This is a genomic window from Plantibacter lichenum (assembly GCF_050587525.1).
GTDB lineage: Bacteria > Actinomycetota > Actinomycetes > Actinomycetales > Microbacteriaceae > Plantibacter.
On the sequence record NZ_JBOBFT010000005.1, the window covers coordinates 205,089 to 222,670 of the forward strand.

At 69.3% G+C, this 17,582-nt stretch carries 15 protein-coding genes; 8 read left to right on the forward strand and 7 right to left on the reverse strand.

Annotated features, from left to right (window positions below):
* Positions 1 to 354 precede the first annotated feature (354 nt).
* The 5 genes from ACQ3HB_RS09115 to ACQ3HB_RS09135 form a co-directional block, all read right to left on the reverse strand.
* Positions 355 to 1,974, reverse strand: coding sequence for an aromatic amino acid ammonia-lyase (locus ACQ3HB_RS09115; protein WP_430919659.1), 1,620 nt, complete (start codon positions 1,972 to 1,974; stop codon positions 355 to 357).
* 398 nt (positions 1,975 to 2,372) lie between these two features.
* A complete protein-coding gene (locus ACQ3HB_RS09120; RefSeq protein ID WP_430919661.1) occupies positions 2,373 to 3,188 on the reverse strand; it encodes an ABC transporter permease in 816 nt (271 codons plus the stop codon).
* A complete protein-coding gene (locus ACQ3HB_RS09125) occupies positions 3,185 to 4,129 on the reverse strand; it encodes an ABC transporter ATP-binding protein (protein ID WP_430919663.1) in 945 nt (314 codons plus the stop codon). The genes ACQ3HB_RS09120 and ACQ3HB_RS09125 overlap by 4 nt, the downstream gene beginning before the upstream one ends.
* The gene (locus ACQ3HB_RS09130) at positions 4,126 to 4,425 is read right to left on the reverse strand and encodes a transcriptional regulator (protein ID WP_430919665.1); all 300 of its coding nucleotides are present in this window, start codon (positions 4,423 to 4,425) and stop codon (positions 4,126 to 4,128) included. Before ACQ3HB_RS09130 ends, ACQ3HB_RS09125 begins: the two co-directional genes overlap by 4 nt.
* A complete protein-coding gene (locus ACQ3HB_RS09135; RefSeq protein ID WP_430919667.1) occupies positions 4,425 to 5,180 on the reverse strand; it encodes a hypothetical protein in 756 nt (251 codons plus the stop codon). Before ACQ3HB_RS09135 ends, ACQ3HB_RS09130 begins: the two co-directional genes overlap by 1 nt.
* A 90-nt stretch (positions 5,181 to 5,270) precedes the next feature.
* Here ACQ3HB_RS09135 and hrpA point away from each other — a divergent pair, with 90 nt between their 5' ends.
* Positions 5,271 to 9,152, forward strand: coding sequence for an ATP-dependent RNA helicase HrpA (gene hrpA, locus ACQ3HB_RS09140; RefSeq protein WP_430919669.1), 3,882 nt, complete (start codon positions 5,271 to 5,273; stop codon positions 9,150 to 9,152).
* Positions 9,153 to 9,278: 126 nt separating this feature from the next.
* On the opposite strand, the gene ACQ3HB_RS09145 is transcribed toward hrpA, so the two are convergent.
* Entirely contained in the window at positions 9,279 to 10,109 is an 831-nt protein-coding gene (locus ACQ3HB_RS09145) for a sulfurtransferase (protein WP_430919671.1), read from the reverse strand.
* Between the two features lie 332 nt (positions 10,110 to 10,441).
* On the opposite strand from ACQ3HB_RS09145, the gene ACQ3HB_RS09150 reads away from it, so the two are divergent.
* Together ACQ3HB_RS09150 and ACQ3HB_RS09155 are read left to right on the forward strand one after the other, a co-directional pair.
* A complete protein-coding gene (locus ACQ3HB_RS09150) occupies positions 10,442 to 11,041 on the forward strand; it encodes a flavin reductase family protein (RefSeq protein ID WP_430919774.1) in 600 nt (199 codons plus the stop codon).
* A 184-nt stretch (positions 11,042 to 11,225) separates the two neighbouring features.
* Positions 11,226 to 11,564, forward strand: a complete 339-nt coding sequence (locus ACQ3HB_RS09155) for a carboxymuconolactone decarboxylase family protein (protein WP_430919673.1) — start codon at positions 11,226 to 11,228, stop codon at positions 11,562 to 11,564.
* An 89-nt stretch (positions 11,565 to 11,653) separates the two neighbouring features.
* Here ACQ3HB_RS09155 and ACQ3HB_RS09160 read toward each other — a convergent pair whose 3' ends face one another.
* Complete coding sequence (locus ACQ3HB_RS09160; RefSeq protein ID WP_430919775.1) at positions 11,654 to 12,778, reverse strand: N(5)-(carboxyethyl)ornithine synthase; 1,125 nt, start codon at positions 12,776 to 12,778, stop codon at positions 11,654 to 11,656.
* Between the two features lie 399 nt (positions 12,779 to 13,177).
* Between ACQ3HB_RS09160 and ACQ3HB_RS09165 the strand changes: the two genes are divergently transcribed.
* The 5 genes from ACQ3HB_RS09165 (at position 13,178) to ACQ3HB_RS09185 (ending at position 17,437) form a co-directional block, all read left to right on the forward strand.
* Positions 13,178 to 15,340 (forward strand): HtaA domain-containing protein, encoded by a 2,163-nt coding sequence (locus tag ACQ3HB_RS09165; protein WP_430919675.1) that lies wholly within the window; start codon positions 13,178 to 13,180, stop codon positions 15,338 to 15,340.
* A 259-nt stretch (positions 15,341 to 15,599) separates the two neighbouring features.
* Positions 15,600 to 16,220 (forward strand): hypothetical protein, encoded by a 621-nt coding sequence (locus ACQ3HB_RS09170; protein ID WP_430919676.1) that lies wholly within the window; start codon positions 15,600 to 15,602, stop codon positions 16,218 to 16,220.
* Positions 16,221 to 16,224: 4 nt separating this feature from the next.
* Complete coding sequence (locus ACQ3HB_RS09175; protein ID WP_430919678.1) at positions 16,225 to 16,626, forward strand: hypothetical protein; 402 nt, start codon at positions 16,225 to 16,227, stop codon at positions 16,624 to 16,626.
* Positions 16,627 to 16,695: 69 nt separating this feature from the next.
* Entirely contained in the window at positions 16,696 to 17,103 is a 408-nt protein-coding gene (locus ACQ3HB_RS09180; RefSeq protein ID WP_430919680.1) for a hypothetical protein, read from the forward strand.
* Entirely contained in the window at positions 17,093 to 17,437 is a 345-nt protein-coding gene (locus ACQ3HB_RS09185) for a hypothetical protein (RefSeq protein ID WP_430919681.1), read from the forward strand. Before ACQ3HB_RS09180 ends, ACQ3HB_RS09185 begins: the two co-directional genes overlap by 11 nt.
* Positions 17,438 to 17,582: the final 145 nt, after the last annotated feature.

Genomic DNA, 17,582 nt, shown 5'->3' on the forward strand with positions numbered 1-17,582 from the left:
GGCGTTTCCGGGGCGGCGACGTGGGCGAGCGGCCTAGGATGCCCGTCGATCCGGCTAGAAAGCGCCGATCCGCGCAGGATTCCGCTCCGCGGCGGCATCCGCATCGGCCGCTCGGCGACGGCGAATCGCGCGTTCGCTCACGGCGAACAGCACGAGCGCCCGGGCTCGCCAATCACCACCGAACCCGGCCGAACTCAACCGAGTGCGTTCACAACTCAGGAGCGTTCCGGCGTGTCGCGGCATTCCACGGGTGCCGGACGCGTGACGCGCCGAGGCGCTCCTGAGTTGTGAACAGACAGGACGGTGTGGGCCCGCTGGAGAGGTACGGGGTGCCGGGCGCGATCCGCTCGCGGCCTACGCCTCGAGGGCGGCGCGGGCGGCGTCGACGAACTCCTGGCCACGTTCGCCGGAGTCGATGACGACCTCGAGACGCGCTCGCAGCGGCTGTGACAGCGGGCCGAGCTGCTTCCGGCCGCCGGCGCCCGAGCCAGGCGCCGTCGACGAGCCGTGATCCTGTCCACCGACGGGGGCGCTGTCATCGCGCGGTTCCGAAACATCACCGGCGCCCTCACCGGCAGCACCGGCAGCACCGGCCGCACCGACAGCCCCATCCAGATCCACGTCCTCTTCGTCGAGCACCCCGAGTGCGTCGACCGCGACGAGCGCCTCGATGGCGATGACGTCGCCGAGCAGGGCGGCGGCGCGCCAGAGGAGCCGGAGCGCGGTCGCGGCGAAGGTCGCCACGTTCTCGGTGCCGCCCGACAGCGCCGCCCCTCCCGTGGAGACGGGTGTCGCGAGCACACGCAGTTCCGCGACGAGGTCGGTCGACGCGTACCAGAGCAGTGAGGGAACGCGCGTGGTCCCGTTCCTCCGGCGTACGGCGTTCGCGTCGGATACGGCGGCCAGACGACGTTCGCTCGACGTGGCGACCTGCGCGATGACGGCGCGCACCGAGTCGAGGGCCGTCGCGACGGGGACGATGTGGAAGAGGCCGCCCGAGTAGATGGAGGCCGTCTCCGCATCGACGAGCGGGTTCTCGCTCGCGACGGCGAGGGTGTCCTCGATGAGACTCATCGCCTGGGCGAGGACGTCGACGAACGATCCGTTGACCTGCGGAGCGGTTCGGAACGCGAGCGGGTCCTGCACCGTGACCTCCGGGCGCGACACGCCTCCGTCGAGCAGAGCGCGGATGCGTTCGCCGCTCGCCTTGGCGCCGTCGGACGGGCTGTTGGCGAGCAGGGCCGCGGAGAACGGGCCGGGGTTGCCGCCCGCTCCGAGCGCGGCGAGTGCCTGGAAGGACAGCGCGGCGGCGGCATCGGCGGCTCGCGCGAGGAGGTCCAGATCGTTGAGGGCGAGCGCGCCGACGCCGAGGGAGTACGAGTTGTGGCCGACGAGCGTCAGGCCTTCGTGCGCCTGCGGCTGCAGCGGGACGAGGCCCGCCCGGCTGAGCGCTTCGGAACCGGGAACGATCTCGCCGTCGACGAACGCGTGACCCTCGCCGATCGCGACCGCCGCGACGGCTGCGAGCTGCGTCAGATCGCCGTCCCCCACCGATCCGGTGGTCGGGACGACCGGGACGACGTGTCGATTGAGCAGTTCTGCGTAGAAGACGGCCGTCTCGACGCGGATGCCGGCGCCGCCGCGACTCCAGCCCGCGAGCCGCGCTGCGATCATCGCCCGCACGGATTCGACGGGCATGGGCACACCGACGCCGCCGAGGTGGTCGCGGATGATGCGCGTCTGGAACGCCGCGACGTCCTCGGTCGTCAGATGCGTGTCGCGCGGCGCGCCGAACTCGCGATTGAGCCCGGACACCGGGACGCCGGCGACGAGGTGCCGTTCGACGATGGCTCGCGCAGCGCCGATGCGTTCGAGTGCGACGACGTCGAGCACGACCGTCCGCCGGTCACGTGCGATGCCGACGAGGTCGGAGACGGTGATGCGGCCGGTCCCGAAGACGACGGGAGCGGCCATCAGATCCCTCCGAGGCGGGGCTCGGCAGCGCGGAACGCCCGAGTGCACCAGGGCGCCGCCTTCCGCTCGGGCGAGTGGATCGCCCGGTCGGTCGTGCTCCCGTCATCGATGCTGGACACTGCGTTCTCCTGCCGTCTGCGGCCGTCCGGCGACGGCGTCCCGTCAGCGTACGACCGCGCTCGATCGAGAGCACGTCACGTTTCGCCGTGTGACGTCGGAGGCCGGCGGCCGGCGGCGGGCACCGGTCCCCGAACGCAGGACCGGTCCCAGAGCCTGTGGACGGGTGGACGCCCTTCGACAGGCTCAGGCACCGGGACGGAGAGGCTCAGGGACCGGGACGGACAGGCTCAGGGGCTGGGACGGAGAGGCTCCGGCACCGGCGTGGACAGAATGCACGCCTACCGGTAGCGGCGGCCCTCGTCGCGGCGGAAGAGCACCAGTGCGAGCGCGAGCATCACGACGGTCCAGACGACGATGCCGACCCAGGACCACCAGGGCAGCTCGCCGCCCTGCACGGCCCAGACCACGAATTCACGGGCCTGGCGCGATGGCAGGAACCGGGAGAAGACGTCGAGCCAGGGCGCGAACAGCTGAGGCGGCAGGAACAGCCCGCCGCCGAAGGCGAGCCCGAACATGACCACCTGGACGACCGCGATCGCCGCTTTCGCCGGCATCGCGTACCCGATGCAGATTCCGATGAACATGAACGGGAGCGCGCTCACGGCGAGCGCGCCGAGTCCGGCGAGGATGTGCAGGGGCGATGCCGTCGCAGCCGTCGCGACGCCGCCGACGATGATGACGGGCAGGATCGAGACGAAGCCCATGAGGCCGGTCGACGACACCTGGGCGAGGACTCGTGCGATGCCGGGGGCCGGCAGCGTGCGCAGGTACGGGTCCCACGGCTTCTCGCGGTTCTCGGCGATCGTCAGGCCGAAGCTGAAGAGGGAGTTGGCGAGGATCGCGAAGACGCTCAGCGAGATGACCGCCTGCGTGGCGAACAGCGGGTCGTCTGCCACGGCCCGCTGCGGGACGACGAAGAACAGGAGTGCGAGCGCGGGGAAGACGAGCGAGCCGATGACGGCGATCGGGATGCGGAACGTCTCGATGAGCGAGTACTTCGCGTGGAGCCGGGCGAGTCGGAGGATCGACGGTCGCTTCGTCGTGCCCCCGGCCGCCGCGTGCGTGCCGTGCGTGCCGAGCTGGTGCGTGGTCATCGTGCCGTCTCCATCGTGGTCGGTACCTCGTCCGTGGTCTGCGCCGCATCGATGGTCGTCGTCTGGTCCGTCAACGACAGGAACGCCTCTTCGAGCGTCGCGCCGCGGACCGTGAGGTCGCGGAACGAGATCCCGGACCCGACGAGTGCGCGGATGAACTGGTCCGAGTCGTGCACATGGAAGACGTGTCGGGCGTCCTGCCGCTCGTGGCGGACGACCTCGTCGAGCCGCGCGATCGCATCGGCGTCGGCGTCGCTCGCTTCCAGCCGGACCCAGTGCATTCCGACGCGGGAGAGGACGCCCTGCAGCGAATCGTCCGCGAGCACCCGCCCGGAGCCGACGACGACCACGCGTTCCGCGAGCGCCTCGATCTCCTCGAGGTAGTGGCTCGTGATGACGACGGTCGCTCCGGCCTCGTGCTGGACGCGCAACGCGTCCCACAGGGTGCGGCGGGCGTCGACGTCGAGGCCCGTCGTCGGCTCGTCGAGGAGGACGAGCTTCGGCCGCCCCACGAAGGCGAGGGCGACCGCGAGTCGGCGCTTCTGGCCGCCCGAGAGCGAGCCCGTCTGCCGCCGCAGCATCGTGTCGAGGCCGAACGAACCGGCGAGTTCCGCGGTCGGGACGCGGTCGGCGAAGTGGCCGCCGACGAAGTCGATGACCTCCCCCACCCGCAACGGTTCCGGGAGCGCAGTCTCCTGCGGCGTGCTGCCGAGCCGCTGCCTCGTGACGGCATCGGACGGGTTGCCGCCGAACAGCCGGACGGTGCCCGATGTCGGACGTCGCAGCCCCTGCAGAAGGGAGATGATGGTCGATTTCCCGGCGCCGTTCGGGCCGAGGAGGCCGAGGATGGTGCCGTCGTGGATGTCGAGCGAGACGTCGTCGACGGCGGTCAACGGACCGTAGCGACGGGTGACGTGGTCGAGGGTGGCGAGAACGGTCATGAGGAGACTCCTCCGAGGAGCGCCCGCAGGCGGTCCATGTAGTCCTCGAACGCGCGCCGACCGGATCGGCTCAGTTCGAGATAGGTGATGGGCGTCCGGCCTTTGTGCGTCTTCGTCACGGTGACGTACTCGGCGTCCTCCAGCTTGCGGAGGTGGGTGGACAGGTTGCCGGCGGTCATGTCGAGGACCTCCTGCAATCGTGGGAAGGAGATGCTGCTGTCCGCGTCGAGCGCAGCGAGGCTCGACATGATGCGGAGCCGCGCCTGGGCGTGGATGACGGGGTCGAGTTCGTCCATCAGGCCCTCGCCTGACGAGGGCGGTGGCCGGAGCCGGAGCCGCGCACCGTTCCCGGCACCCGGCGCTTGCGGGCAAGGACCAGGATCACTCCGTAGACGAGGAATCCGCCGCCGCCCGCGAGGGCCATCACGAGTTCGTTCAGGGGTTGGCCGAAGTACGGCGCGACGACCCCGACGACGACGATCCAGACGCCGACCGCGTACATCGTGCGGTCCTGCCAGATCGCCCCGCCGGCGAGGTACAGGAGGCCGACGACGAGGCTGTAGACGGCCGGGTAGAAGATCGCCGCGAGTTCGCCGGACATGCCGTTGGCGAACATCGCTCCCCCGAACACGGCCGCGGCGGTCGATCCGATGGCCCAGCCGAAGCCGTACATCGCGCCCTGCACCTGCTGCGGTCCCTGGATGCCGTGGCCGGTCCTGGATCCGATGATCGCTGAGGACACGACGCCGCCGATCATGAGCGCCGCGAACACGATCCCGGCCGGAACGACCGGCGTCTGGAACCAGGGATTCCCGGAGGACGCGGACCAGAGGACGAGGAAGCCGACGAACCACGCGACGCCCCAGATGAAGACGATCGTCACGGTGGGACGGAAGAACAGGTCGTCGACGCGGCGGGCCTGCCGTTCGGAGAGCGCGAGCATCGCGGCCGGATCGATCGATTCGGCAGCATCGGCCTGGTCGCGCGGGTCGCCTGGCTCGCGCGGGTCGAGCGGTCCGAACGGTTCCGCGCCTGCTGGGGTGTTGTTCATGTCTACTTTGTAACGCAAAGTTGTTTGCGAGTCAACGGGCACTTCCCCTCGTGCGCTGAGCCCGCCCCGGCGTCGTACGATGGAGGGCTGATGTCTGACTTCACGATCTCCTACCCGCCCGAGCTGCCCGTCAGCCGAATGCGGGACGACATCGCGCGCGCCATCAGCGAGAACCAGGTCATCATCGTCGCGGGGTCCACAGGCTCCGGAAAGACGACGCAGCTGCCGAAGATCTGCCTCGAACTCGGCCGAGAATCGATCGGTCACACGCAGCCACGGCGTCTCGCCGCGCGCACGATCGCCGAGCGCATCTCCGAAGAGCTCGGCCAGGAACTCGGCGGCGTCGTCGGCTACCAGGTGCGGTTCACGGACCAGGCGTCCGCAGCCACCAAGATCAAGCTGATGACCGACGGCATCCTGCTCAACGAGATCCACCGTGATCGGATGCTGCGCAAGTACGACACGATCATCATCGACGAGGCGCACGAGCGCAGCCTCAACATCGACTTCCTCCTCGGCTACCTCAAGCAGCTCCTGCCGAAGCGACCGGATCTCAAGGTCATCATCACCTCGGCGACGATCGACCCCGAGAGCTTCTCGAAGCACTTCGAGGGCGCGCCGATCGTCGAGGTCTCCGGCCGTACCTATCCCGTCGAGATCCGCTACCGGCCGCTCGTCGCCGAAGAGCCGGAAGCCGACGACGACCAGTCGAGCGGCGACCCTGCCGAAGCGAGCGCCAAGAGCGTCGACCGCGACTACCTCGAGGGCATCAACAGCGCCCTCGACGAACTCGCCCGAGAATCGATGGGCGACGTGCTCGTCTTCCTCTCCGGCGAGACCGAGATCCGCGACGCTGCAGAGGCGATCCGGGGCCGCAACCTGCCCGGGACCGAAGTCCTCCCCCTCTACGGTCGTCTGTCGTCCGCGGACCAGCATCGCGTGTTCCAACCGTCGACCGTCGCGGGGCTCCGCCGCCGCATCGTCCTCGCCACGAACGTCGCCGAGACCTCGCTCACGGTTCCGGGCATCAAGTACGTCATCGACGCCGGAACCGCGCGCATCTCCCGGTACAGCGTCCGCTCCAAAGTGCAGCGCCTCCCCATCGAAGCGATCTCCCAGGCCTCCGCCAACCAGCGCTCCGGCCGATCCGGCCGCACGAGCGACGGCATCGCGATCCGCCTCTACTCGGAGGAGGACTTCCAGAAGCGCCCCGAGTTCACCGAACCGGAGATCCTCCGCACGAACCTCGCCGCCGTGATCCTGCAGATGATCTCGCTCGGCCTCGGCGACATCGGCGCGTTCCCCTTCCTGCAACCGCCGGACGCGCGCGGCATCAAGGACGGCGTCGACCTGCTGTCGGAGCTCGGCGCCATCGAGGTGCGGAAACTCGCCGACGGGGCGCCCCGCGATGCCGGTCCGCGCCTCACGCGCGTCGGCCGCGATCTCGCACGCCTTCCCATCGACCCGCGATTCGCACGCATGGTCGTCGAATCGAAGCGGAACGGCGTCTCCCGTGAGGTGCTCGCGATCGTCGCCGCCCTCACCATCCAGGACCCGCGCGAACGTCCGCTCGAACACCGGCAGAAGGCCGACGAGCTGCACAAGCGCTTCGTCGATCCCACAAGCGATTTCCTCGGGCTCCTGAACCTCTGGAACTACCTCGAGGAGAAGCAGGACGAGCTGTCGTCGAGTGCGTTCCGTCGACTCTGCAAGGCGGAGTTCCTCAACTACCTCCGCGTCCGCGAGTGGCACGACGTGTACCGGCAGCTCCGCCAGCTCGCGAAACCGCTCGGCCTCTCGATCGACGACCCCAAGATCGACCCGGACGGCATCCACAAGTCGATGCTCGCCGGGCTCCTGTCCCACATCGGATTGAAGGACCAGACGATCCCGCAGCCGGTGAAGGGGCGCCCGACGACGCCCGCCGGCAAGAAGGGCGACTACATCGGCGCCAGGCAGACGCGCTTCGTGATCTTCCCGGGCTCAGCACTCGCGAAGAAGCAACCGAACGCACTGATGTCAGCGGAACTCGTGGAGACGAGCCGCCTGTTCGCGCGCACGAACGCCGTCATCGACCCCGCCTGGGCCGAACCGATCGCGGGCGACCTCTGCAAACGCTCCTACGGCGAACCGCACTGGGAGAAGAAGCAGGGCTCCGCGATCGCGTACGAGAAGGTCACGCTGTACGGCGTGCCGATCATCCCCCGGCGCCGCGTCCAGTACGCGCGCGTCAACGCCGAGCACGCCCGCGAACTCTTCATCCGCCACGGGCTCGTCGAAGGCGAGTGGACGCACGACATCGGCCGCGACAAGGCGTTCGCCTTCGACCGCGCCAATCGCCGCCTCCGCAAGGAACTGAGCGAGCTCGAGGAGCGCACCCGCCGCCGCGACATCCTCTTCGACGACGAAGCCGTGTTCGAGTTCTACGACCGCCGCATCCCCGCCGACGTCAGCACGACGCGCGGCTTCGAGAGCTGGTGGCGGAAGGCCAGAGCCGAGAACGCCGAACTGCTCACGATGCGTCAGGAGGACCTCCTTCCCGAGGATGCTCCCGACGTCGACGAGTCCCTCTTCCCCGCCGAATGGGTGCAGGCGGACCAGCGCCTGAAGCTCAGCTACCGCTTCGAACCGGGCTCGGCCGACGACGGCGTGACCGCGACCGTCCCACTCGCACTCCTCGACCGCATCTCCCCGGCCGGCTTCGACTGGCAGGTGCCAGGCCTCCGCCTCGACCTCATCACGGCCATGATCAAAGCGCTGCCGAAAGCGCTGCGCCGTAACATCGTGCCCGCCGCGAACTGGGCCGCGAAGCTCATCGCCGAACTCCCCGCGAACGTGCCGACGGTGTCCGCCGCACAGCCCGCGACGGAGGACTCGTTCGCGACCCGCCTCGCGAACGCCATCAAACGCCTGTCCTACATGGACATCTCCGCCGCCGACTTCGAGTTCGAGCGGGTTCCGGAGCACCTCAAGGTGACCTTCCGGGTCGTCGACGAGCGCGGGCGCACGCTCGCGACCGGCAAGGACCTCGTCGCCCTGCAGCAGCAGCTCAAGCAACGAACCAGAGCGAGCGTCGCGAAGGCGGCCGAGCGCGTCCCGAACGCCCTGGAGCGCTCCGGCTTCACCCGGTGGGACTTCGACGATCTGCCGAGGTTCGTCGACATCCGTCAGCCGGAAGGCGTCATCCGCGGCTACCCGGCGCTCGTCGACGACGGCGCGAGCGTCTCGATCCGCATCATGAGCACGGAGGCGGATCAGGCCCGTGCGATGCCGGGCGGCGTGCGCAGACTGCTCCTCCTCGCGATCCCGTCGCCCACCGCGTACGTGCAGCAGCACCTCAAGGGAACCGAGAAGCTCTCCCTCGCCACGAGCCCGTACCGCTCGACGGCCGCGCTCTTCGAGGACTGTCTGGCGGCGTGCATCGACGATGTCCTCTTCCGCGTCGTGCCGGACGGCGCCGTGTTCTCGAAACTGCAGTTCGAAACGCTGCGCGACCGCGTCTCGGCATCCGTCATGGATCGCATGTTCCAGACGGTCGCCGTCGTCGCCCGCGTGCTCACCGCCGCACGCGAAGCCGAGAAGGCGATGAAGGCCGCGACGAGCATGACCCTGCTCGGCGCGCTGACCGACATGCGCGCCCAGCTCGACGGGCTCATCTTCACCGGCTTCGTCTCCCGGACCGGGATCGCCAGACTCGATCACCTGCCGCGCTACCTCGCCGGCATCACGTACCGCGCCGAACGGCTGCCGGACAACCCCAACCGTGACCGCGTGTGGCTCACGGAGGCGCAGACGGCGATCGCCCGCTACGAAGCCGCCGGTGGAACCATTCCACTCGCGGCATATGCTCCGGAGCATCTCGTGAAAGCGCGCTGGATGCTCGAGGAATTGCGCATCAGCCTCTTCGCCCAGCAGCTCGGCACGGCCGAATCGGTGTCGCTGCAGCGCATCCAGAAGGTGCTCGCCGGCTGATCGACCCGCCCGCCTCGTCTTCCGTCCGTGTTCACAACTCAGGAGCGATGCGGCGTGTCGGCGCCGACACGCCGGTCCGGGCGCTCGACACGCCGGAGGCCTCCTGAGTTGTGAACACGGCGATGCTCATGCGCCGGTTGCGACGGGGCGCTCCGAATGGTTCGACCACTGGCTCCAGGAACCCGCGTACAGCACTGGCTCGAAGCCCGCGAGCGTCAGCGCGACGGCGTTGTTCGCCGCCGTGACACCCGATCCGCAGTACGTCGCGACGGCCACGCCGTCGGTCACCCCGACCGCGGCGAAGCGCTCGCGCAGCTCCTCCGGGCTGAGGAACGTGCCGTCGGCCCCGACGTTGCCGGAGGACGGCGCGTTGAGCGCACCCGGGATGTGGCCGGCTCGCGGGTCCATCGGTTCGACGTCGCCGCGGTACCGCTCCGGCGCTCGCGCGTCGAGGAGGACGCCGTCATCGGCCCAGGTCGCCGCCTCCTCGATGCCGATGAGCGGCAGGTGACCGAAATCGAGCGTCGCCGTTCCCCGCTCTGGGACGACATCGCCCGTCTCGAGTTCGAATCCGGCGCTCGTCCAGCCGCGCAGCGAGCCGTCGAGCAGGCGCACGTCCGCGAGCCCGGCGTAGCGGAGCAACCACCATGCGCGGGCTGACGCCTGGTTCTTGAGGTCGTCGTACACGACGACCGTGTCACCGTCGTCGACGCCCCAACGGCGCACCGCGGCCTGCAGCACCTCGACCGACGGCAACGGGTGACGCCCGTCTCCCGGCTCGCCGTGCTCGGCGAGTTCGGTGTCGAGGTCGACGTAGACCGCTCCGGGAACGTGCCCTTCGAGATACGCGGGACGCCCGTCCGGGCGGTCCAGCCGCCACCGGACGTCGAGGATCCTGATCGGCCGTTCGGTTTCGAGCTCCGCACGGAGTTCGGCCGGGGTGATGAGGATCGACATGGGTGCTCCTACTGACTAGCGGGGATCTGACTGACCTCACCAAGCTACCGCCGAGGGCCTCCATCGGTCTGAGAACCGGACCGAAGCCGCGTCACAGGCGGTAACGAACTTGCAGCACGGGCCGGAAGGGCGAAACGTAGGACCGGCAGCAGCACGATCGGCTGCACGCATCAGCAGATGCACCGGCCCGCAGCAAGCGGCGACGCAGCACCCGGCCACACCGTCACCGGCTCCCCCGGAACGCACCGACAGCGCAGAAGGAATACCACGTGAGCACAGTCCAGCAGGGTTCGGCAGCCGCCGACCAGCACGCAGACGCAGCACCGTCGAGCATCGACCAGGCCGGCGACCGTCACGCGTTCGACTCCTTGTCTGCGGACGAGTTCAAGGCCGCGTTCCGTCAGCACCCGGCCGGCGTCTCCGTCATCACGGCCGACGACGGCACCGGCCCGGTCGGCCTCACCGCCACGTCCGTCTTCTCGGTGAGCGCGGAACCGCCGCTCCTCGTCTTCTCGGTGTCATCGCTCTCGTCGAGCGCCCCCACGATCACGGCTTCGGACACGGTCGTCGTGCATCTCCTCGGCGCCGACCAGCTGCACATCGCCCAGCTGTGCGCCACGAGCGGCATCGACCGTTTCGCCGACACGAGCATCTGGACGCGCCTCGTCACGGGAGAGCCCGTGTTCCACGGCGCCGGCACGTGGATCCGTGGCCGCATCGTGAACCGCATGGAGGCCGGCAGCTCGACCGTCATCGCCGTGCACGCGCTCCAGTCGAGCCTGCCTGAGGGCCAGGAACGACCGGCGCAGAAGGTCACGCCGCCCGCATTCGCGCCGAGCTTCGACGGCGCTCCCGCGGTGGAGCCGGCACCGCTCGTCTACCACAACCGCACCTGGCACCGGCTCGACGCGCACTCGCGCATCGCCGACTGACCGTCGGTCCAACCCACCGGCCCCTGAGCCCGTCGAGGGGCGCCGCCCACCGGCCCCTGCCCCCGGTCCGTGACCCACCCACCCGGTCCCTGAACCACCACCCGGCCCCTGAACCACCCATCCGGCCCCTGAACCACCCACCCGGTCCCTGAGCCTGTCGAAGGGCCACAACCCGGAAAGCCACATGAGCGAGTACTTCGAACCGTCCGACCGTCAGTACACCAAGGTCTACAAGGAGCAGACGCCGGACATCCTGAAGGCGTTCGGCGACTTCGACGCCGCCGTCTTCCAAGCCGAGGGTCGTGAAATCCCGCTCAAGTACCGTGAGCTCATCGCCCTCGCCGTCGGCATCACGACGCAGTGCGTGTACTGCATCGAGGCCCACAGCAAGAAGGCCGTCGTGGCCGGTGCGAACGAGGGTGAACTCGCGGAGGCCGCCTGGGTCGCGACCGCCATCCGGGCCGGCGGCGGATTCGCGCACGGCCGACTCGCCTTCAAGTTCGGCGAGCCGCACGAGCACTAGCCCCCCCGCGGGCCGCGAGGTGTCACATCTGGCTCGCCCGAGGTCCGTCCGACGAGCCATGTGCCACCCTCGCGGGCCGGGAGAGAGGGTCAGGCGGGGAGGATCTCGTAGGGCGGCTCTGCGGCGCGGTGCTGGAACGACAGGACGCCGGGGTTCACGATGGCGCCCTCACGGACATCGATGGCCCGCGTGATCGTCTCGTTGTCCGCCCACGCCTCCGGTCCGCCGAGCACCGTCTCGATGAACGGGAGGAGCGCTTCACTGATCTCCCACGTCGCCGAGTTCCACAGGTACGACGGGCTGTGGTCGACCCCGTAGTAGGTGATCCCGTCCCCCACGTCGAAGGTCGGGTCGCTGAACGACGTCGGCTTCGCCCAGCTGAATCCCATGCCCTCGTCGCACGACACGTCGACGATGAGGCTGCCCGGCCGGAACGGTCCGAGGTCGTCCTCGGTCAGGTAGGTGAGGGGCGCATCGGGATCCTGCAGCGTGCAGTTGACGACGATGTCGTGCTTCGCGAGGAACGGCGCGAGCGCGACGCGACCCTCGTAGGTGATCACGTTGCTGAGGTACGGCGCCGTGTCGTCGTGGTCGAACTGCACGATCTGGACCGAGTGGATCGGTGATCCGACAGCCGCGACCTCGCGGTTCGTGAGGACCTGAACATCGTGGACCCCATGTGCGTTGAGGGCTGTGACGGCGCCTCTCGCGGTCGCTCCGAAGCCGATGACGACGGCGCTCAGCCGACGACCGTAGTCGCCGCTCGTGCCCATGAGCTGCAGGGCGTGGAGGACGGAGCAGTACCCGGCGAGCTCGTTGTTCTTGTGGAAGACGTGGAGCCCGAAGCCGCCGCCGCTCGTCCAGTGGTTCATCGCTTCGAAGGCGATGAGTGTGAGCTTCCGGTCGATCGCGAGTTGCGTGATCGCGCCGTCCTGCACCGTGTGCGGCCATCCCCAGAGGATCTGGCCTTCGCGGAGGTCGGCGAGGTCGGACGGCTGCGGTTTGGGCAGCAGGACGACATCGGCGAGCGCGATGAGTTCTTCTCGGGGCAGGATCGCGCCGACGAGCGGTGCGAGTTGCGCATCGCTCCAGCCGAAGCGTTCGCCGTACCCCTGCTCGAGGATCATCCGTTCGCGGAGGTGCTCGTCGATGCGTTCGAGGTGGCCGGGGTGGATGGGGAGGCGCTTTTCTTCAGGCTTCCGGGAGGTGGACATGACCCCGAGTCGGAGGAGTGGCGTGTCGGCGGCTCGCAGTGAGGCGCTCTCGCGTGACTCGTTGGAGTGCTCATGCTCACGGTGTTCGGTGAGCGCGTTCGTATGGTCGGATGTGTCGCCCATGGCAGTGATCCCCTCGGGAGCCCAAGGCGGCTCCGCATGCCTGAGACTACGGCACTCCTCGGCGCCCACTGTCTCCGCACATCCGCGACGATACAGTTAATTAGGGTAGGCTAACCTTTGTAACTCGTCGACGGGCGCGCCAGACAGCGCGCTCCTCGACATCCCGCCCACCCGTCACCCGGCTGCACCCGACCGCCCCGCGCGGCTCTTCGGCGCGCCACGAAACGATGCGCCCCATGCTGCATCGGCTTCCGAACGACCCCATCAGGAGAACCCATGACCGTGTCTCCGACACGAAGCAGGACGTCGGCCAGAGCCGCGGCGGCCGCCCTCGCGGCAGCCGTCGCGATCGGTGCCGGCCTGCTGTCCGCCCCCGCCGCCATCGCCGCCCCCGCAGCAGCACCGGCGGCAGCAGCCGACCACCACAGCCTCGCCTCCACCGTCTCGGCAGGGAAAGGTGCACGCGACATCGCCTTCGACCGCGCGGACAACCGCGTGTATGTGCCCGTCGACCGCGGTTCGGGCACGCCCGGCGCAATCACCTGGCTCGACGGCACGACCGGCGAGCCCTCCGGTCGGTTCATCGAGCTCGCCGATGCGGAACCGCAGACCCTCGTGGTCGACGCGTCGGCCCACGCGCTCTACGTGCTGCACTACCGGACCGGAACGCTCACCGTCATCGACACGGACACGAACACGGTAACGAAGGTCGTCCCCGGCCTCCCGCTCTTCCCGGGCGGCATGGAACTCGACACGGTCACGGGCGATCTCTACGTGTCGGACGACGGCATCATCACGGTCGATCCACGTGCCGGAACAGTGAGCGCGGAGGTCGCGATCAGTACCCAGCGCTTCCCGCGCATCACCGACATGGTCTACGACGCGGCGAACCGCCTGCTCTGGATCTCCGAAGGTCGCTCTGGCGTCATCACGGCGTTCAGTTCCGTCACGAAGACCTGGATGAACACGGTCTCGACGCCGATCGCGACCTTCCAGGTGAACGGCGAACCGATCGGCGGCGGACCGAAGTCCCTCGCGATCGATGAGCAGCTCGGTCATCTCTACGTCGGCGTCGACCCCTCGTTCGTCGACGACTGGGAGGACACGAAGCTCGTCACGATCGACACGACGACAGCGCGCTTCCGCGGTGCGCCGATCGACCTCGGCGACACGACCCGCGAGCTCGCGGTGAACCCGTCGACGCACGAGGTCTACGCGTCCAACGGATTCTCGAACACCCTCAGCGTCGTGAGCCCTGCGACGTGGTCCGTCGCGCAGACCATCGACTTCACCGCGCTCGGCGTGACCAACGGGACCGGTGCGGGAGACGCCGACATCTGGGGCCTCGCCGCGAACGCCGCTGGCGATCGCGTGTTCATCAGCCACCCCTACACCGCTCGCGTGAGCGTGATCGATCGCACGGGATCCGCCGATGCCGTCACGGAGCTGCCGTACTCCCCCGGCCAGGGAACGGTTGACCCGCAGCCGCCGACGTCCGAGGTGTGGCCAGGACCCGCAGGAGCGACGCTCGCCCCGGCGCCGGCCGACGCGATCGCGACGACCGCGCAGTCCCTCTCCTGGTCGGTCTCCGACTACGCCCGCGCATGGACGGGAGACCTCTACGGCGCCGTCACGAAGGGCGATGAGGACCGCTACACGTTCACGGGCGGCACCGGTTGGTCGTCTCCATCCACGGGCGAGACGCAGCTCACCTGGAACGACGGCTTCCGACTCCGCCCCTACCCCGTCCTGGCCCCGCAGGTGAAGATGACATTCGGCAATCCGCTCCTGACGGCTGCGGCCGATGGCTCGGGAACGCTCAGCTTCGACGTGGCGTGGGAGGTCTCCGAAACCGATGTGAGCAACGGATTCACGCGAGTCGATGTCGCGACCTTCGCGGCCGGCGCGATCCAGGTGAGCGGCGAAAACGTCTCGGTCACCGCGCAGCCCGAGTTCGAGGGCAGGCCGTTCACCGATGAGGACGGCGAGGTCTCCGCGAGCTCCTACCCGGCATCCTTCCTCACCTACCTCGACCCGCAGATCCGCGGCTGGTGGTACACGACGGGCGCCTCGCTCGACAAGAACAAGCATCCGAACCCGGTCTCGCTGACGTTCACCCGCGCCACCGCTCCGACCGGTCCGACCGACCCGACGTCGCCGACCGACCCCGGCACGACGCCGGGCACGCCCGGGACTCCGGGTACTCCCGGGACTCCGGGCACCTCCAACGGCAGCGGCAACAGCAACGGCACAGCCAACGGCGCCGGGACGAGCGCCGATCCCGCGTCTGCCCTCGTCAGCACCGGCGCATCCCTGACGGGCGGGGTCGCGGGCCTCGCGCTCCTGCTGCTCGGCGGCCTGTTCCTCCTCCGGCGTCGTGCGACCGCTCGGACGGCGACGGCGACACCGGCGGCACCGACAGCGACGGCCGGCGAGTAGTAACGCACACCGAACGAGGAGAACAGCCTCGCAGCAGGACCACCTCCCGGATCGGTCCTCCTGCGGGGCTGTTCTCCGTTGTTCGTTCGAGCACCTGCGCACTCAGGAAGGAGCGCCGGACTGAAGTTCTGGCATTCTGTGGTTCAGAAGCATTGATGTTCACGGCATAGCCGCGTACCCTCGGAGCCATCCGGAGATCGTCCGGGCGGCCCCTGATACACCGGGACCACACGCAGCGGGCACAGAGAAGAGGGACATCATGCGCAAGCGGATCCACCATCTCGCTGTCGGCGCTGCATCGCTCGGCCTGGTCGCCGGCCTCACCGGCAACGTGTACGCGGACGACACCGCGTTCGCCGCGGACTCCACACTCCAGGCCGACACCGCTGCGCCCGACGCCACTGCGCCCGACGCCTCGGCCCCGTGGACCATCGACCTGTCCGAGTTCCAGATCGACCCAGTCGCACCACCCACCGGCCCCGCGATCGTCCTCGACGACACGGGCGATGCGGGGAACACGTGGATCGGCGGCCCCACGACGACGATCGCTCAGGACGCCGCCATGCACGGATGCGACTGGTACCGCTTGGGCCTGGTCTTCGGTGGCGAATGGCACGAGTCCGTCGACGGGTGCTCGCTGGTCGGAACGACCGACGACGCCTGGCACGGGTACCAGTGGTACGTCGACGGCACCCGCGGCAGCTCGTGTGTGCACGGTCGGGGCTACAAGCTGATCGGTGGCTCCTGGACCCCGCAATGGGTGCCGCTGGGGTGCGGCAAGGAGGGCGGCGGGGAGGTCACGATCGGCAAGGTCTCTACGGTCGCGAAGGTGCGCGGGCTCACGTGGGACGCCGTCGTGACCGGGGTCAGGTGGCAGTGAGCCGATGCCAGCCCTCCCGTTGCCGTTGCACCTCCGCGCCGCACTCGCCATGGCGATCGTGATGGGTCCCGTGGCGAGCGCGCTCGCGGGCTGCGGCGGGACGGGCCCCGAACCACCGGCCGCGTCCGGCGTGCGCGGCGACGACTCAGACAGGAGCACTCCTTCATCCCGTCTCGATCTCGACGACGTCGCCCGCCTCGACGATGCGCTCGACTGCGCCCGATCGGAGGTCCTGCTCGACGACCTCGATTTCTTCGATGCGATGCGCGGGATCGACTGCTTCTTCGCCGAGGACGATGCCCTGCTCCTCCGTGCGTACGAGCGGGCATCGTCGGTCGACCAGGTGCTCGCCGAGTGGCTCCCGACCTTCTCCCCCACGAACCAGGTGATCGTCGGGGCGAACTAGTTCGCCGTCGGCGCGCCGGCGCGCCTGGTCACGCTCGCCGAGCGGCTCGGCGTCAACACAGAGCCGACGATGACTCCCCGACTCCGGCCGCACCCGCTCGCTCCGGCGCAGGAACGTGTCGGCGCGTGCTCCACGATCGTGGGTCAGCTCATCAGGCGGTCGGTTGCGGATCCGACCGGGTCGCGCGGGGCACTCGATGACGCAGAAGCGGCGCTCCCGGGCATCGCCCTGCTGGTCGACAGCATTGCCGGACGCCTCGTCGCCGACTCGGATTCGACTCCGGGACCAGACCCGGCCGCGAACCCGGAAGCAGGCTCGGGCCCGTCGACCCTCGACACCCGCCTCTCCGCGTTCGGTCCGGAGATCAAGCAGGCGTGCGCCGATCGCCTCGTCGCCGCAGAACGGTCACCCAGCGCCCCGAACCAACCGAACAGCGCCCGGACCAACCGATCAATGGAGGATGACGATGCTCGATGACACCCCCTGGCGCGACGACGCTCCCTGGATCGGAGATGACCCCGTGCGGAGGCCGACCATCGGCGTCCTCCCCCGCCGCCTCCTCGTCTGGGGCATCATCCTCGCCGTCGTCGGCACGGGGAACCAACTGTTCGACCGGCAGGTCCTGACCGTGCTGCGGCCGATCGTCGACGTCGACGTCGGACTCGAGGTGCTGAGCATCGTCAGCAACGCCTGGACGATCTTCGGCCTGCCGCTCGCGGTCGGCTTCATCTGCCTGTCGATAGCGCTGCGCCACCTCGAGCACCGGACTCGGCCGTGCGACGGCGGCCCCCACCGGAGAGGCGCCTCGTGACCCCCGACCCTTCCCGGACCCCAGCCGCTCCAACCACCACGCTCACCCGACCACGTCACGTCGAGCACTCGATGCAGCGCCCGACGTGACGTCTGGACGGTCGGCCGGTGCCCGTGTCGTCATCCACGGCCACCTCACCCGACCG

Bases quoted from the DNA above. Each gene is read 5' to 3' on its own strand.
- ACQ3HB_RS09115 (WP_430919659.1), bottom strand. From the start codon at position 1,974: ATGGCCGCTCCCGTCGTCTTCGGGACCGGCCGCATCACCGTCTCCGAC.
- ACQ3HB_RS09130 (WP_430919665.1), bottom strand. From the start codon at position 4,425: ATGGACGAACTCGACCCCGTCATCCACGCCCAGGCGCGGCTCCGCATC.
- ACQ3HB_RS09160 (WP_430919775.1), bottom strand. From the start codon at position 12,778: ATGTCCACCTCCCGGAAGCCTGAAGAAAAGCGCCTCCCCATCCACCCC.
- ACQ3HB_RS09185 (WP_430919681.1), top strand. From the start codon at position 17,093: ATGCTCGATGACACCCCCTGGCGCGACGACGCTCCCTGGATCGGAGAT.
- ACQ3HB_RS09175 (WP_430919678.1), top strand. From the start codon at position 16,225: ATGCCAGCCCTCCCGTTGCCGTTGCACCTCCGCGCCGCACTCGCCATG.
- ACQ3HB_RS09145 (WP_430919671.1), bottom strand. From the start codon at position 10,109: ATGTCGATCCTCATCACCCCGGCCGAACTCCGTGCGGAGCTCGAAACC.
- ACQ3HB_RS09170 (WP_430919676.1), top strand. From the start codon at position 15,600: ATGCGCAAGCGGATCCACCATCTCGCTGTCGGCGCTGCATCGCTCGGC.
- hrpA (WP_430919669.1), top strand. From the start codon at position 5,271: ATGTCTGACTTCACGATCTCCTACCCGCCCGAGCTGCCCGTCAGCCGA.
- ACQ3HB_RS09125 (WP_430919663.1), bottom strand. From the start codon at position 4,129: ATGACCGTTCTCGCCACCCTCGACCACGTCACCCGTCGCTACGGTCCG.
- ACQ3HB_RS09120 (WP_430919661.1), bottom strand. From the start codon at position 3,188: ATGACCACGCACCAGCTCGGCACGCACGGCACGCACGCGGCGGCCGGG.
- ACQ3HB_RS09155 (WP_430919673.1), top strand. From the start codon at position 11,226: ATGAGCGAGTACTTCGAACCGTCCGACCGTCAGTACACCAAGGTCTAC.
- ACQ3HB_RS09165 (WP_430919675.1), top strand. From the start codon at position 13,178: ATGACCGTGTCTCCGACACGAAGCAGGACGTCGGCCAGAGCCGCGGCG.
- ACQ3HB_RS09135 (WP_430919667.1), bottom strand. From the start codon at position 5,180: ATGAACAACACCCCAGCAGGCGCGGAACCGTTCGGACCGCTCGACCCG.
- ACQ3HB_RS09180 (WP_430919680.1), top strand. From the start codon at position 16,696: ATGACTCCCCGACTCCGGCCGCACCCGCTCGCTCCGGCGCAGGAACGT.